Below are 15,762 nucleotides of genomic sequence, written 5' to 3' on the forward strand. Positions count from 1 at the left end.
TACAGCTCCTACGCCGGCGAGGTCTACAAGGCGCCGGAGAACCTCGTAAACAGGAATTTCCACGCCGACGAGCCCAACCTGCTGTGGCTCACCGACATCACCGAGTTCAGGCTCCCGGGCGGCGAGAAGGTCTACCTGAGCCCGGTCATCGACTGCTTCGGCGGGATGCTCGTCGCCTGATCGATCGGGCTGCACCCCGACAAGCGCCTCGCGAACTCGAGCCTGCGCCTAATCCAAGCGAGATTCCAGACTCGACAGGCCATTGAGAGTCAGGTCGTTGGCGACCTCCGAGACGCGCTCGATAGGAACCGAGTCGTCAGACAGCGCCCACGTGCGATAGATTCCGATAATACCCGACAGCAAAAACGCCAGATAGTAGTCGAACATCTCGTCCTTGAGACCGTGGGGCAGCAGATCGCGCTCGGCAATCTCGTGCTCGAGCGGCGCACGAAGACGAGCCATAAAATCATCGAGCGGAATGTTCTCGATCAGCTGACGATTGAGCACCAGGTTGTTGCACAGCGCCTCGTTAACGGTTTTAAAGAAGGTCGCCGCCGCGCCCAGGGCGCGCTCGTTGGTGTCACCGTCCATGGAAGCAAGCGTTTTCTCGACCGAGTCGACAATCATCTCCACCACATCGACGGCAATGGCATCGAGCAAGCCATCAACCGTACCAAAGTGCACGTAGAAGGTTTTACGGTCGACATTGGCCTCGCGCGCGATGGCACTCACCGTAATGTCTGCCAGCGGCTTTTCCATGAGCAAGCGCTCAAAAGCGGAAAGGATGGCATTGCGGCTGCGAACGATACGGCGATCAATACGCGGTTTACTGGTGGCCATGGGTGTGTCCCTTCGATATGCGAGCATTCATCAACAGATGAGAGATAATCTACGTAAGAGGATTATCCCCCATACAGCTCAAATATGCCCCGCATCATGAAGAACGCACGACTGCCCTACCGCGACTTAGGGTGCTTCTTCTTATTGAGCGCCGACGGAGATACGCGGATACCGTCGCCCGTCTGGCGCACATAGGCTTTATGAGCCGGCTTAGCGGTCCCAGAAGCCTTCTGAGCGTGCTTCCTGGGATCAACGGTAACAGCATTCGTGGGGTGCGGCTTAGTGGGCGCAGAGGGCGTCTGAGGCTCGCGGCCGAGCTTGCGCATCACGCGATCCCAGCGCGCATGGATGCTCTCGTTGTGGGCGCTCTTAAGGCCCAGCAGGGGCGCAGCCAAAATGGTCGGCGCGATAAACGTAATGAGACGCCACAGCAGATAGCCGGCGGTCGAAGCCGACCCAAAGAAATGACCCAAGAACAAAGCAAAGCCGCCCTCAGCGCCACCAGTTCCACCGGGCAAGGGAACCGCAGAGCTCAGCAGCTGGACAAAGGCGCTCGCGGCCATGACCGAGAAAAAGTCGACCTCGTGGTGGCCAAAGGCGAGCATCAGAAAATACGGCACCAGATAGAAAAACGCGAGCTGCAGCATGGTGATAAACACGGTGAGCAGCATGGAAGAAAAATGTCCGGCCGAAAGCTTGAACTTCTCGGAGAAGGAGTAGATCTCGCCATCGACAAACGAGCGCCATCCATCGATCTTAGTGGCCGAGACACCTATGCGCTCGAGCCAATTGATGATGCAATGGGCGACGCGCGTGACGGTCTTAGGCATGAGCGCGACGGCGAAGATGCCGAGCAGGATGCAGCAGTGACCGCCAAAACTAAAGACGCACAGCAGCGTCATGTCGCCATAGCGCTCGGCAAAAAACGGCATGCGAGCAAGCAATAGGATAGCGCCCCAGGCAACGAGGCCAAACTGATACACAATAAATCGGGTGAACTGCGTGGCACCCGCTTCGCCCACGTTTTGGCCCGCTTTGGTCAGGCGGTAGATCTGGGCAGGCGTAGAGCCCATCATCATGGGCGTCAGGTTGCCAAAAAAGATGCCACTCGCCTCGACCGAGATCAGGTCGCGAATGCCGACGGGTGAATTGGGGTCGAGCCAGACGGCGATCGCATAGGCCACAATGCCAAAGAACAGATACATAAACATGCAAAGACACGCGACAACGAGCCAGGGCGCCTGGACGCTCGACATAGCAGCCCAGAACTGCCCCATCTGCCCGGTTACCACCAGATAGACGATATAACCCACCAGCACAACGCCGATAAAGATTGCGCCGCGGCGTGCGCTCTTATTGTCATCGCCGCCCGAGGCCTCAACCTCGACCTGGGGCTTGGACGTATGCTGAGAGGACTCCGTCATGAGACTCCTTCTAACAGTCAAAATATCTTGGTTATTGTACCCGTAAGGGCCATAAGCAGAACGCAAAGCTCTTGTTCAAACGGGAATGACAGACAGTTGTTTGATAATAAAAAACCCGGCCTTCCGTGGAAAGACCGGGTATCAGATGCGTGGTAGCCCGTACCAGATTCGAACTGGTGATCTCCGCCTTGAGAGGGCGGCGTCCTAAACCGCTAGACGAACGGGCCATAGGCCTCGGCAGAAAAGAAGTGGTAGCCCGTACCAGATTCGAACTGGTGATCTCCGCCTTGAGAGGGCGGCGTCCTAAACCGCTAGACGAACGGGCCACATGACATCTGCACTGCCGTGCTGCGAGGAAATATATTACGGGACAAAAAACATCAGCGCAAGAAGAAATTCCAAATTGCCGAAAAATTGTCGACAGGTTATGGAACGCGCAGGTCAACTAATTAGCTAATTCAAGTTGAGATGAACCAAAAGGGTTTCGCGATCGTTGGGGATGTTGTCCTCGATAACGGCTTCGAGGGCGGCGTTGAGTAGCTGGCCTAGCTCGGGCCCCGGCTTCACACCGGCACGAATCAAGTCGCCGCCGTTGATAGCAAGCATCTTGAGCGAATAGGGCTCCCCCGCCTCCAACAAATCATGGGCGAGTGAGCGCATCTCTTCGATCGTCTCGACGTAATAGAAGCACGACGGCGCCTTGCCCAGCGTGTCGGCACGCTTAAGGTCCATAAGCTCGTCCATCAGGCGCGGCGTATCAACGCCCTCGCCCGAAAGCAAGCGCATCATATTGAGCAGGCAGGAGCGCTCGGGGCGCAGCGGCTTGTCGTGGTACTTAATGAGCAGGCACACGTCGCGGACCAAGTCGTGCGAAAGCGCCAAGCGATCCATGATGGCGCGCGCCTTCTTGGCCCCGAGCTCGGGGTGACCGTAAAAGTGGCCGCTGCCCGCATGGTCGACCGTAAAGCAATCGGGCTTGGAAACGTCGTGCAAAAACGCCGCCCACATTAGGCTCATTGAGGGTGTAAAGCCGTCGCACAGCGCCAACTCCCCCGCCACCGTCAGCACACGGGCGATATGCTCGTAAACGTTAAACGCATGATAGACGCTGCGCTGATCAAACCCGCGACCCGCTGCCAACTCGGGCACGGCGGCGCAGATGAGCTCGGGGTAGCGCAGCATGGCGTCTCCCCCGTGGCCGGTCGAAAGGATACCCTCGAGCTCAATGCCCACGCGCTCGCGCGCCACAGCATCGAGCAGCGGCGCGCACTCGGCAAGCGCCTGTTTAGTCTTAGGCTCGATCATAAAATCCAGACGGCAGGCAAAACGCACCGCGCGCAGCATGCGAAGCGCGTCCTCGTTAAAACGACGCTTGGGATCTCCAACGGCGCGGATGAGCTTGCGGTCTAGGTCGCCCTGACCATCGTAGCGGTCGACAAGACCACGCTCGGGATGCCAGGCCATAGCGTTAACGGTAAAGTCACGACGCGCCAGATCGTCCTCAAGCGACGCCGCACGCTCCACACTCTGGGGATGGCGGCCGTCGGTGTAAAAGCCGTCTAGGCGGTAGGTGGTGACCTCAATGCGCTCATCATCGCAAATAGCCGTGATGCCGCCAAATTTTATGCCCGACTCAACCACGGCAATATCAGCCGCTTCGAGCGCCTCTTTGGACTCCTGCCACAGGCCGCTGCAGCACATGTCAACATCGTGGCTGGGGCGTCCCATCAGGGCATCACGTACCCAACCGCCCACGTACCAAGCCTCAAGACCTGCTGCCTCAAGCGCACGCAGGACACGGATAGAGGCATCGGTCGGCTGCGTACCGTTGAGCGAAACATTGCACATGCCTATGGCCTCCTGCGACTATCAAATTGGCTATCGATTGCGTCTGCAAGAAGTCTAGCAAGAAACAGCCTCCACTGCACACGCAAGTCCGATAAACAAAAACGCATCCGTCCTGGTCTAAGACGGATGCGAAATAATTAAACTATTCAGGCAAGGTGCCGGAACTAGCAAACCTGACGGATTGCAATACCCTTCTGATACTCATCGACCTTGGCAAAATCGCCCAGACCCGGGCACTCGACCACGTTGGCGCCGGTGGCCATCGAGAGGCGCAGGGCATCCTCGACGCGCTCGGGGGCGTCGTGCCACACGGAAAGGAAGGCGGCCAGCGAGGAGTCGCCCGCGCAGACGGTCGACAGCAGCTTGACGTCGAAGGTGCGGTTGGCAAACCAGATGTGCTCGCCGTTGGAGAAGTACGCGCCGTCGCCGCCGAGCGTCAGCAGTACATTCTTAGCGCCCTTGGCGTGCAGCTCGGCCATGGCGCCCTTGACGGACTCGTCGTCGCCACCGCTCACCTTAATGCCAAAGATGTCGAGCAGCTCGTCGTCGTTAGGCTTAATGAGGAGCGGCTCCATAGCAATGAGGTCGGCCAACTGATGGCTCGAGATATCGAGCACGAACTCGGCGCCCTTCGCCTTCACGCGACGCAGGACCTCTGCCAGGAAGCCATCGGAGGTGTTGGGGGGCAGCGAGCCGCTGATAACCAGGCAGGTCATGTCATCGAGCGAATCGATAAGCTCAAACATCTCCTGCTCGTTGGCAGCGTTGATGGCGGCACCGGCATTGACCATGTTGTACTCGGTGTCGGGACCGGCGTTGAGGAACACGTTGACACGCGTGATGCCGTCAGTCCACACGGGCTTGACGGGCACGCCCAGGGCCTCGGCGCCCTTAACGATATACTCACCCGAGAAGCCGGCGAAGAAGCCCAGGATCGTGGTGTCGACGCCGTAGTGGTCGAGCGTAAACGAAACGTTGAGACCCTTGCCGTTGGGGGTGTAGACAGCGTTACGGGTGCGGGTAACGGTGTTGGCGGTCAGACCATCGCAGGAGATGTTGTAGTCAATAGCGGGATTTGCAGTAAGCGTGTAAATCATGAATGTTCCTTTCACGAAGTAACGTGTTAATGAAAGTATATTCCACGCTTCGGCAAAAGGCTACAACAACTCGGTGAACGGTGTGGAAGCGATGAAGTACGGCAGGACACCTCTCCACCATGGCGGAACAAAAAAGGCGCCCCGGCCGAAACCGGAGCGCCGCATGCGCACGAATATGTCGCGTTTCGCTTACTTGCGATCGAGCTTGCGGACAGCAACGCGCTTGCTGTACTCGTCGACGTGACCAAAGTCGCCGATGCCGACGGACTCAGCAACGTTGGCGCCGGTGGCCATAGCGAGCTTCATGGCCTCCTCGACGTTGTCGCGATCCCTGTACCACTTGTGCAGGAACGCAGCGAGGGTGCAGTCGCCGGCGCAGACGGAAGAGACAAGCTTGATGTTGAACTCACGCTTGGCATACCAGATGTCCTCGCCGTTGGAGAAGTAAGCGTCACCGCGGCTACCACGGGTGAGCAGCACGTTCTGGACGCCGGCCTCGTGAGCCAGCTTCATGGCAACGCGGACCTCGTCGTCGGTGTCGACCGGCACGCCGAAGATAGCCTTCATCTCGTGATGGTTCGGCTTAATGAGCAGCGGCTTCTTGTGAGCGAGCTCCTTGAGCTTGTCGGAGGACAGGTCCAAGACGACGTCGGCGCCACGGGCCTGAGCGTGCTCCATGACCTGAGCCAGGAAGTCGGGCGTAGCTTTGGGAGGCACGGAGCCGGAGACGATCAGGCACTCAAGGTCGCCCGCGGTGTCCAGGATGTTGTAGAGCTCCTCCTGGTGCTGCGGCGTGATCGGAGCACCGGGGTTCAGGATGCCGTACTCGTGCTGGCCATCGTTGACGTAGGTGTTGATGCGCGTGATACCGTCGGTCCAGACCGGGCGGCAGAGGCAACCCAGGTTCATGACCTCCTCGACGATGAACTTGCCCGTGAAGCCGGCGAAGAAACCGAGCGCGACGGTGTCGACGCCCATCTTCTTAAAGGCGAAGGACACGTCGAGGCCCTTGCCGTTAGCCGTGTAGCTGGCCGAGCCGGTGCGGACGTTCTCGTCGGGCTCGAGCGGAGAGCTCGAAACCGTCATGTCGACAGCCGGGTTAGCGGTTAGCGTGTAGAACATTTACAGTACCCCCTGTATATGTGAGGGCCGCGTGGCCGGCCCATTCCAACCACGCGGTTACCTCTGATACCAAATTAGCGAGCTGCGGACTCGAGCAGTGCCTTGACCTCGGCAGCGGTGTTGCAGGCGAGCGCCTTCTCGGCGAGCTCGTCGCACTCGGCCTTGGTCCACTGGCTGATGGTCTTGCGGGCGCGCAGGATGGACGGAGCGCTCATCGAGAACTCCTCCAGGCCCCAGCTGATCAGCAGCGGCTCGAGCAACGGATCGGCAGCGGCCTCGCCGCACATACCGACCATGATGCCGGCCTTCACGCCGCTCTCAATGATATTCTTGAGCGAGCGGAGCACGGCGGGATAGTAAACCTGGTACAGGTTGGAGATGGTGTCGTTGCCACGGTCGGCGCACATGGTGTAGCCGATCAGGTCGTTGGTGCCGATGGAGAAGAAGTCGGCGACCTCGGCCAGGCGGTCAGCGAGCAGCGAGGCTGCAGGCGTCTCGACCATGATGCCGACCTCGATGTTCTCGTTGAACTTGCGACCCTCTTCGGTCAGCTCGGTCTTGCACTGCTCGACGAGCTCCTTGACAGCCAAGACTTCCTCGACGCAGGTGACGAGCGGGATCATAATCTTGACGTCACCGAAGGCGCTGGCGCGCAGCAGGGCGCGGAGCTGGACCTTGTACTGGTCGGGGTTGGCCAGGCAGTAACGCACGGCGCGGAAGCCCATGAAGGGGTTCTCTTCCTTGACCATGTGCAGGTACGGAATCTCCTTGTCGCCACCCACATCGAGCGTGCGGATGATGACTGGAGCGCCCTTGAGCGCGCTGGCGACCTTACGGTAGGCGTTGAACTGCTCCTCCTCGGAAGGAAGCTCAGCAGAGTCCATGAACAGGAACTCGGAACGGAACAGGCCGATAGCCTCGGCGTCGTGATCGAGCGCGTTGGGCACGTCATCGGGGTTGCCGATGTTGCAGGCAATGATCTTCTTGATGCCGTCGGCAGTCACGGACGGCTTGCCGCGGAAGGCCTCGAGAGCCGCCTTCTCGGCAGCGAAAGCCTCGGCCTTGGCAGTGTAAGCGGCGAGCGTCTCCTCATCGGGATCGGCCTCGACGATACCCTTGCCGCCGTCGACGACAACGGTCATGCCGTTGCGCAGTGCGGTGCAGCTGTTGGAAACCGAAAGGACAGCAGGGATCTCGAGGGCGCGCGCAATGATTGCGGAGTGCGACGTGCGGCCACCAGTCTCGGTGACGATACCGGCAACGTGCGCCTTATCGATCGTGGCGGTCATGGACGGCGTGAGGTCGTGCACGACAACGACGGTGTTCTCGGGCAGGACGGAAAGGTCGACGACCTCCTTGCCCAGCAGCTCGGCCAGAATACCGGTGCGGATGTCGGCGATGTCGGCCGCGCGCAGACGGAACATCTCATCGTCCATGGACAGGAACATGTTCTCGAACATGGTCGAGGTGTCCATGAGCGCCTGCTCGGCGCAGGTGCCGCCGTCAATGGCGGCGTTGATGGCGTCGGTCATGCCCGGATCCTGAGCCAGGACAATGTGTCCGCTCATGATCTCGGCCTCGGCCTCGCCCACCGTCTCCTTCATGTGATCGGCCTGAGCCTGGGTCTTCTCGCAGAAGACCGAAAGAGCGGTCTGATAGCGCTCCTTCTCTGCTGCCGAATCAGCAACCTCGTGCGGCTCAAACGTCAAGTCGGGATCGACGGCGACCATGACGGTGCCGATACCGATGCCCTCGGAAGCGTTGACTCCCTGATACATTCCCATTCCTCTCTCCGTGTCATGTGATAAAGCGTTTTGCCATATCCATGACAAAAGAGCGCAGCTACCTTAAGACAGGTCACTGCGCCCCCAAATATGAACTTAGTTGTTCAACATGCGACCCGTTTGAGTTCTACTCGCCAAGACCGCTCTTGATGAGCTCGATGGCAGCAGCCAGAGCCTCGGCCTCGTCGGCGCCGTCGCACTTGACCTCGACCTCGGTGCCGCAGGGGATACCAGCAGCCATGAGGGCCATCGGGGACTTGCCGTTGACCTCCTTCTCGGGGGTGACGACCGTCACGTCACAGGCGTACTTGCCCATGGTGGAGGCGAACAGACCAGCCGGACGCATGTGCAGACCCTGAGGATTAACGAGGGTAGCCTTCTCAGAAACCATAGTTGACTCCTTTTTTGTGTTTAACCCCTGTCATGCATGTGGCAGGAGTCAGATTCACGACGTTGTTTATATTAACTCACATCAAACGGTTTTTCATTGTGTTTCGCACGAATTGTTGGACAGATGTCGTTCGCTGTCCGCTCGCCTGCCGGGCGGGGCGGTTAAGTTTGCTGCTCTACAGTCCTGCGCAAGACGGAAAGCACATTAAGTGCTTTCCTTTGCGTGCGGAACTCGCGACAAACTTAACCGCCCCGCCCGGCAGGCGAGCTGCGGGAACATGCTTCCGTCCAAGAAATATCGTGCAAAAGGAATTCTGGCTGAATTATTGTTCGCGTGGGTGATTCAGTCGATGAGGGCTATTTATGCCCTGTTGGGGACTAAGGAGTGTCCCGGGGTGCCGGCAGGAAAGGAACATCCCTGAGTGCCGGGTGGTATGAAAAAAGGCGAGGACCCGTAGGGAGTCCTCGCCTTTGTTACAGGGGGCGATGTTATTCGCGTACTGTGGAATTAGACCAGGCGGGCGTTGATCGTCTTGGCGATCTCGGCGGCGTCGGTGGAACCCTTGACGGTGGCACGGAAGTCCTCGTCCATGAGCGCCTCGGCGACCTTGGACAGGATCTTGAGGTGCGTGGTGCCAGCCTGTGCACCAGGGATGAGCAGAGCGATGGCCACGTTGACGGGAGCGCCGTCCATGGTATCCCAACCGGTCACGCCGGACTCGTCCTTAACGACGATGACGGCAGCCTCGGTAATGGCGTCGGACTTGGCATGCGGGATGGCGAAGCCCTCCATCATGCCCGTGGTGCCCTCGGCCTCGCGGGCCAGGAAGGCGTTCATCACGGCGTCGGCGTCGCTGGCGATACCGGCCTTGACAGCCTGGTTGGAAACGAAGCTCAGAGCCTCGTCACGAGAAGCGAAGTCCTCGGCGACAAAGACATTCTCGACCTTCACGAAGTCGGCAGCCTCGGCCTTAGGGGGCTCAACGGCAGCAGTCTCGGAAGCCTCAACCGGCTTGGCTACAGGAGCGGCCTTCTGATTCTTCTCGAAGTCGTACTTCTTGAAGGCCACGAACAGGATGCCACCGATCACAGCGCCGATGAGGATCGAGAGGACCCACAGCGGACCGTTCTCGACAACGGGCAGGACCAGGAAGCCACCGTGAGGCGCCGGATCGTGAACGTTGAACATAATGGTCAGGATCGAAGCGATGGAGGAACCGAGCATCATGATGGGCATGACCGGCCAGATGTTCTTGGTCATGAACGGAATGGCGCCCTCGGTGATGTGGGTGCAACCAAGAATGAGGTTGACGATACCGGCGTCGTGATCCTCCTGGCTGAAGTACTTCTTGCCGACAACGACAGCGAAGGTGGTGATCAGCGGCGGAACAATGCAGGCGGCAGAGACGGCAGCCATGAAGTTGGTGCCAAAGTTGTAGGTATCGGTGCCAACGCCGGCAGCCAGTGCCTCGGTGAGCATAGCAGTACCGGTGACGTAAGCAGCCTTGTTGACCGGGCCACCCATGTCAAAGGCGCACATGCAGCCGATGGCAAGACCCAGGACAACGGCGCCAGAGGCGGACAGGCCCTTGAGGAAATCCATCATGGCGGTGTTGATGGCAGCCATGGGGCCCGAAATGCCGAGCATGACCAGGCCGACGATAGCCGTCGAGAACAGCGGGTACAGGAAGATAGCCTTGAGGCCGTCCAGGTTCTTGGGCAGACCGGCAAAGACCTTCTCGAGCAGCAGGATGACATAGCCAGCGAGGAAGCCGCCGACGATGCCGCCCAGGAAGCCGAAGCCCACGCCGGCGCCACCGGCGTCGATCATGCCGGTCTCGGCGTTAACAGGCAGGCCCTGAATGGCGATCATACCGGCAACAAAACCAGGGACGAGCGCCGGGCGCTTACCGATAGACTCGGCGATGTAGGCAGAAAGCACGGGAACCATGAGGTTCATGGCGATGCCGCCGATGATCTTCAGCATAGCGGCGAAGGTGTTGTAGTCGGCAGCCGTCGAATCGAAGGACGTAATGCCCCACAGGAACGAGACGGCGGTCAGGACACCACCGGCAACGACGAAGACCAGCATATGGCTGACGCCGTTCATAAGGTGCTTGTAGATGACGTGACCGATGGACTCCTTCTCCTCGGCCTCGTCCTCGACATCGGCAGCGGCTGCAACCGTGTTGTCGCCCTTGGCGGCGAGCGCGCGGTCAATCAGCTTACCGGCGGCCTCAACGGACAGGGCCTTGGAAACACCAACGGAAACCATGGGCTTGCCGGCGAAACGCTCAGCCTGGACATCCTTATCGGCTGCGACGACGACGGCCTTGGCACCGGTGATCTCGCTCTTGGTGAGCTCGTTCTCGACACCGACCTGGCCATGGGTCTCGACCTTAATAGTCAGACCTCGCTCGGCAGCTGCCTTCTCCAGTGCCTCCTTCGCCATGAAGGTGTGCGCAATGCCGGTCGGGCAACCGGTGGCGGCGATGATGTCAAACTTAGCCATGTGTCCCTCCTTTTTAAGTTTTGCGCCCGCAGGCGCTCCCCTACACGCGCGTCCTTGCGCGCTTTTCCACAACTGAAAGATACCAACCTACCGTCCGCGTGAGAAGAGACAAGGCGCAATTCTCCGGTGAAAGGTTCTTTCATAACCGTAAACGGTAGGTGAAAGTTTACCATCAACACTTGAAACGGCAAGGTGTATCTTGTAATTGAAAATCCCCCTATACTATGACATTACAAAACGAGTCCGATTTTCATGCCAACCAGGAGCCATCCATGACCGATAGTAGCAAGAGCGCACTTTCCCTCATTAGTACCCATCAGGGATACAGCGAGTCCGAGCAGCGTATTGTCGACTATATATTGGAGCACCAGTCCGAGGCGCCACGCCTCACGGCGGCTCAGCTCTCGCGCGCCGCCGCCACGTCCGAGGCGACCGTTTCGCGCTTCTGCCGCAAGCTTGGCTTTGGCAGCTTCCGCAGCTTTCAGTTTTCGTTGGCGAGGGATTTGGAAAGCCAGCGCAACGAGGGCCTGACTGACGAAGTCTCGCTCGACAATATGGAGCAGAGCCTTAAGAACATCCTGGCTGCCAAGGTGAGCGAGCTTAATGCGACCATCGACGGGATCGACCACGATACGTTGGCGGCTGTTGTGCATGCCCTTAAGCATGCAGGAGTTATTGAGTTTGCGGCTGTGGGCAATACGAACGCGGTCGCGCTCGATGCGACGTTTAAGTTTTCGCAGCTGGGCCTGCGCTGCATGGCGAGCACCATTAGCGAGACATCAATCGGCTTTGCGCTCACGTTGCGCCCGGGTGACGTCATCGTGCTCATCTCAAACTCCGGCAAGTCGCGCCGACTGAATCGCATGGCAAAAGCGGCTCGCGACTGCGGTGCCACCGTAGTCGTCATCAGCAGCGACAGCAAGTCTCCACTCGCGCGCCTGGCAGACTACACTTTTAATACCGTCAACCACGAGGCGCTGCTGACGACGGGTGACTTTGCGTTCTCCAAGATCAGCGCCACGATGATCATCGAAGTTATCTACAACTTCCTGCTGCCCGAGATTGAAGACGCTCGCGAACATATCAGCTACTACGAGGAGCTCATCCAGCCGGACAAGGTCGTTGAGTAAAACGCGTAGTGGGACAAAAATTTCAGTCTATTTTGTCCCACCAACACCGCTGATACGACCTAGCCTCGAACTTCTTCGAGCATCTGCTTTGCGTGGGCCAAGCTTGCCTCGGACTGATCGCCGCTGAGCATGCGGGCGATCTCGGCGGTACGCGCTTCGCCGGTTACCTCGTCCAAATGCGTCTGGGGAACATCGCCCGGCTCCTTGCTGACAACATAATGCTTGTCGGCCATGACGGCGACTTGCGCCAAGTGGGTTACGACAATCACTTGATGCGTAGCGGCAAGATCGGCCAGCACACCAGCAAGAGCACGAGCCGTGGAGCCGCCGACACCGGCATCGACCTCGTCAAATACCAGTGTGTCGACGCCGTCAGCATTACCCAAGACCACTTTGCTCGCCAGCATAACGCGGCTGAGCTCGCCGCCCGACGCAATGCGGCGCAGGGGTCGCGGCGTCAAGCCGGCACCGCTGCGATACAAAAGCTCGTAGCTCGAAGGACCCGCCGGCGTCCACTCGGCGCGCGGAAGATCACGCGACTCCCAAACGAGCTCGGCGCCGCCCATCTCCAAGCGTGCCATCTGACGACCAACCTCGTGGCAGAAGCGCGGGGCAGCCGTATTGCGAGCGCGCTTAAGCGCCTTGGCAGCGGCAAACAACTCGCGCTCGGCAGCACCAAGTGATTCACGCGCCTTTTTGATCTGTTCATCGCCATCATCGACCAAGGACAGCAGCTCTTGCGAGCGATCGCGCATGGCAAAAACATCGTCCATGGTGGGACCCCACTGACGCAACAGGCCCTTGAGGTCGGAATACCGCTCACGCATGCGAGCGAGCTCGCGCGGGTCGAAGGCGACGCCATCGCGATAGGCACGAAGCTCGTTCGCGCTATCCTCAAGGGAGATACAGGCATCCGAAAGCGCATCAGCAATGTCGCCCAGTTTGCGATCGACGGTAGCCATACGGGAAAGCTCTGCCACGGCGCTGTTCACGGCATCGAGCGCTCCCCCTTCGGCGACAAGCGATGCATGGGCATCGTTAGCTGTGGCAACCAGAACCTCGGCATGTTCGGAGCGCGGCAGCAGTTCCTCGAGTTCCTCATACTCGCCCGGCTTGGGGTCGACCGCGCCGATGCGCTCGAGGGCAAAGCGAGCCTCCTCGACACGGCTCCCCTGCGCACGCGAGGCTTCCTCCACACGGCGAAGCTCCTTGGCGGCGTCACGCGAAGCCTTAAAACAGGCGCGATACTTCTCGAGCGCCTCATGCGCTGCGCGTCCAGCCCAGGCATCGACCATGGCAACATGATGCGCCGGATCGAGAAGGCGCTGGTGCTCATGCTGGCCGCACAGATCCATCATCACGCCGACGCGCTCGGAAAGCTCGCGCACACTGGCGATGCGGCCATCGATCCTGACGCGACTGCGGCCTTCGGCAGAAAGGCTGCGCTGCACGGTGAAACCCTCCGAGTCGTGCGGGCCATCGAACAAGCGCGCCTCGACGCTGGCAAGCTCCTCTCCCTCGCGCACCGTCGACGAATCTGCACGCTCGCCCAATATGAGCTTGAGCGCCGAAAGCAGAGCGGTCTTACCGGCACCAGTCTCGCCGGTTAGGACAGTCAGGCCAGCACTCGGAACCAACGTCGCCTCGCGAATGAGTGCAATGTTAGAAACCTGCAGCTCATCGATCATGACGCACTCCGTAGAACACGCGGCTCACCGAGTTATAGAAGCTCTCGGGGCCGTAATCCAGCAGCAGCACATCGCCGGGACCACGACGCACGGCCACGCTCTCGACCGTGCCATCGCAGGTAATAAACTGCCCGTCGATGGCAATCGCCGGCACGCTCGGGCGATCATCGGACATAAAGATCTCGACGACATCACTCGGCGAGGTCAAAAAAGCGCGAGCCTGAATGGTATGCGGAGCGATGGGCACACAGACCATACCCGTGTAATCGGGGCTGACAATGGGGCCGCCGGCGGAAAGCGCGTAGCCGGTGGAGCCGGTCGCCGTCGAAACAACGACACCGTCGCCGCGAAGGCGGTCGATATGATGGCCGGACACCGTGATGTCAAATTCGACCATATCGGACAGGGGGCCGCGCGTAAGTGCCATATCGTTGAGGGCAAACGTGCGCACGACATCCTTCGCGCCGTCTTCGCGCACGGACACAATATCCGCGGCGATGGTGGCGCGGCGGCTCACGTGGAGCTCGCCGGACAGAGCATCGCTCACAACCTGCAGAATGTCGCGCTCCTCGGGGCTCGCAGCAGTTAAAAAGCCCAGGTGACCATAGGAAAGACCAAGGATAGGAATCTCGCGATGGTTGAGGATGCGGGCAGCGCGCAGCAACGTACCGTCGCCGCCGAGCGTAATGACCAGATCTGAGCCATCAATATCAGGCGTGCTTTGAATCTTCGATCGCTGGTCGGCAGCCCATGCGACCTCGTAGCCCTGGCGCGAAAGCCAAAGCTCGAGCATCAGGCCGCTCTCGACCGCCTCTTGCTTGTAGTAATTGGGAACCAGAAAGACCTTCATAGCGTTGCAGCTTTCTCGCTCAAAGCCGATACCTGGGGTTGCAGCTCATCGTCGGTGCGTTCACCAGGGGCAAACCTTGTGCCGTACAGGAAAAACTCAACGTTGCCCTTAGCGCCATGGATGGGCGACACGCACACGTCAAGCGGGAACAGGCCCTTGGCGGCAAAAAGCTCAATCGCCGCCACGAGCGTATCGCGGCGGACGGCGGGGTCGGTCACGATACCGCGCTCGCCCACCAGCGCAGCCGGCGCCTCAAACTGGGGCTTTACGAGCGTGCAGAACGAACCCGAAGGCTTCAGGCACGCCAGCACGGCGTCGATGATATTCGCGATGCCGGTAAACGAGACATCACATACAGCCAGGTCGATGGCACCGGCATAGCCAAGCTCAGGCAGCTGCGTCACGTTTGTGCGCTCATGCAGCGTCACGCGATCATCCTGACGCAACGACCAATCGAACTGGGCGCGACCCACGTCCACCGAGACAACGGTCGCAGCTCCGCGCTTGAGCAGGCAATCGGTAAAGCCGCCGGTAGAGCAGCCCACATCCAGACAGCTAAGGCCCGTCGGATTGATGCCAAACGCATCAAGCGCGCCTTCGAGCTTAAGACCGCCGCGGCCAACATAGGGAATGCGCCCCTTCACGTGCAGTGGCAGACCCGGAATCACCTTAAGGCCCGGCGAAGTCAAGCGCTCGCCGCCACTCGAGACCAATCCGGCCATAAGAGTGCGAAGGGCATCCGCGCGATCGGCGCAGATGCCCTGTGAAATCAGTTCGTCATCAAGACGCACGCGTTTCATGAATGCCATCAACCATTCGTATCCGGAGATGCGGCCTAGCTATCCTGGGATTCGTTTGCCGCATCCTCATCGTATTCCTGCTCGAGCTTATCGGCCTCACGCGGCGTCAGCTCAAACTTGTCGACCATATCGACCGCGCGGGAGCCCAGCTCAATCGCTTCGTCAAACAGATCGAGTGAACGCTCCAAGGACGTATCCTTGGAGCGAACGGTAGCGATGATCTGGTCCAGACGGTCCGAGATCTCGTCAAAGTTGCGGACAGAACCCTCTGGCATGG

13 protein-coding genes, 2 tRNA genes and 1 pseudogene are annotated in these 15,762 nt (G+C 59.6%); 2 read left to right on the forward strand and 14 right to left on the reverse strand.

Annotated elements, in window-relative coordinates:
- A pseudogene (locus DXD39_RS10300) lies at positions 1 to 177 on the forward strand (IS3 family transposase); the annotation flags it as partial.
- 51 nt (positions 178 to 228) lie between these two features.
- Here the strand turns inward: DXD39_RS10300 and DXD39_RS04505 are convergent.
- From DXD39_RS04505 to DXD39_RS04550, 10 genes are all read right to left on the reverse strand, one after another.
- Positions 229 to 840 carry a TetR/AcrR family transcriptional regulator gene (locus tag DXD39_RS04505; protein ID WP_158565433.1) on the reverse strand — a complete coding sequence of 204 codons (612 nt, stop codon included), beginning with the start codon at positions 838 to 840 and terminating at the stop codon, positions 229 to 231.
- 116 nt (positions 841 to 956) lie between these two features.
- The gene (locus tag DXD39_RS04510; RefSeq protein WP_055250433.1) at positions 957 to 2,264 is read right to left on the reverse strand and encodes a lysylphosphatidylglycerol synthase transmembrane domain-containing protein; all 1,308 of its coding nucleotides are present in this window, start codon (positions 2,262 to 2,264) and stop codon (positions 957 to 959) included.
- A gap of 150 nt (positions 2,265 to 2,414) precedes the next feature.
- Positions 2,415 to 2,491 (reverse strand) — tRNA-Glu (locus tag DXD39_RS04515).
- A gap of 22 nt (positions 2,492 to 2,513) precedes the next feature.
- A tRNA-Glu gene (locus DXD39_RS04520) sits at positions 2,514 to 2,590 on the reverse strand.
- A gap of 127 nt (positions 2,591 to 2,717) precedes the next feature.
- Positions 2,718 to 4,112, reverse strand: a complete 1,395-nt coding sequence (locus DXD39_RS04525; protein ID WP_117765644.1) for a CCA tRNA nucleotidyltransferase — start codon at positions 4,110 to 4,112, stop codon at positions 2,718 to 2,720.
- A 164-nt stretch (positions 4,113 to 4,276) separates the two neighbouring features.
- Positions 4,277 to 5,209: a 1-phosphofructokinase family hexose kinase gene (locus DXD39_RS04530; protein WP_117803265.1), complete on the reverse strand. Its 933-nt coding sequence runs from the start codon at positions 5,207 to 5,209 to the stop codon at positions 4,277 to 4,279.
- Positions 5,210 to 5,398: 189 nt separating this feature from the next.
- Positions 5,399 to 6,331 (reverse strand): 1-phosphofructokinase family hexose kinase, encoded by a 933-nt coding sequence (locus tag DXD39_RS04535; protein ID WP_055250439.1) that lies wholly within the window; start codon positions 6,329 to 6,331, stop codon positions 5,399 to 5,401.
- 74 nt (positions 6,332 to 6,405) lie between these two features.
- Positions 6,406 to 8,109: a phosphoenolpyruvate--protein phosphotransferase gene (ptsP, locus tag DXD39_RS04540; RefSeq protein WP_055250441.1), complete on the reverse strand. Its 1,704-nt coding sequence runs from the start codon at positions 8,107 to 8,109 to the stop codon at positions 6,406 to 6,408.
- A 133-nt stretch (positions 8,110 to 8,242) separates the two neighbouring features.
- Complete coding sequence (locus DXD39_RS04545) at positions 8,243 to 8,506, reverse strand: HPr family phosphocarrier protein (protein WP_022094575.1); 264 nt, start codon at positions 8,504 to 8,506, stop codon at positions 8,243 to 8,245.
- Between the two features lie 507 nt (positions 8,507 to 9,013).
- Positions 9,014 to 11,017 carry a fructose-specific PTS transporter subunit EIIC gene (locus tag DXD39_RS04550; RefSeq protein WP_117803266.1) on the reverse strand — a complete coding sequence of 668 codons (2,004 nt, stop codon included), beginning with the start codon at positions 11,015 to 11,017 and terminating at the stop codon, positions 9,014 to 9,016.
- Positions 11,018 to 11,289: 272 nt separating this feature from the next.
- On the opposite strand from DXD39_RS04550, the gene DXD39_RS04555 reads away from it, so the two are divergent.
- On the forward strand, positions 11,290 to 12,147 hold the full coding sequence (locus tag DXD39_RS04555) for a MurR/RpiR family transcriptional regulator (protein WP_117806188.1): 858 nt from the start codon (positions 11,290 to 11,292) through the stop codon (positions 12,145 to 12,147).
- Between the two features lie 59 nt (positions 12,148 to 12,206).
- Here the strand turns inward: DXD39_RS04555 and DXD39_RS04560 are convergent, their stop codons facing one another.
- Genes DXD39_RS04560 through DXD39_RS04575 form a run of 4 tightly spaced genes read right to left on the reverse strand, consistent with a single transcriptional unit; the run spans position 12,207 to position 15,760 of the window.
- Positions 12,207 to 13,835 (reverse strand): DNA repair protein RecN, encoded by a 1,629-nt coding sequence (locus tag DXD39_RS04560; protein WP_117803267.1) that lies wholly within the window; start codon positions 13,833 to 13,835, stop codon positions 12,207 to 12,209.
- Complete coding sequence (locus DXD39_RS04565) at positions 13,825 to 14,685, reverse strand: NAD(+)/NADH kinase (RefSeq protein ID WP_117635157.1); 861 nt, start codon at positions 14,683 to 14,685, stop codon at positions 13,825 to 13,827. Before DXD39_RS04565 ends, DXD39_RS04560 begins: the two co-directional genes overlap by 11 nt.
- Positions 14,682 to 15,485 (reverse strand): TlyA family RNA methyltransferase, encoded by an 804-nt coding sequence (locus tag DXD39_RS04570; protein ID WP_233541121.1) that lies wholly within the window; start codon positions 15,483 to 15,485, stop codon positions 14,682 to 14,684. The genes DXD39_RS04565 and DXD39_RS04570 overlap by 4 nt, the downstream gene beginning before the upstream one ends.
- 35 nt (positions 15,486 to 15,520) lie before the next feature.
- Complete coding sequence (locus tag DXD39_RS04575; protein ID WP_006233978.1) at positions 15,521 to 15,760, reverse strand: exodeoxyribonuclease VII small subunit; 240 nt, start codon at positions 15,758 to 15,760, stop codon at positions 15,521 to 15,523.
- Positions 15,761 to 15,762 lie beyond the last annotated feature (2 nt).

The organism is Collinsella sp. TM04-29 (genome assembly GCF_003466565.1).
Classification (GTDB): Bacteria; Actinomycetota; Coriobacteriia; order Coriobacteriales; family Coriobacteriaceae; genus Collinsella.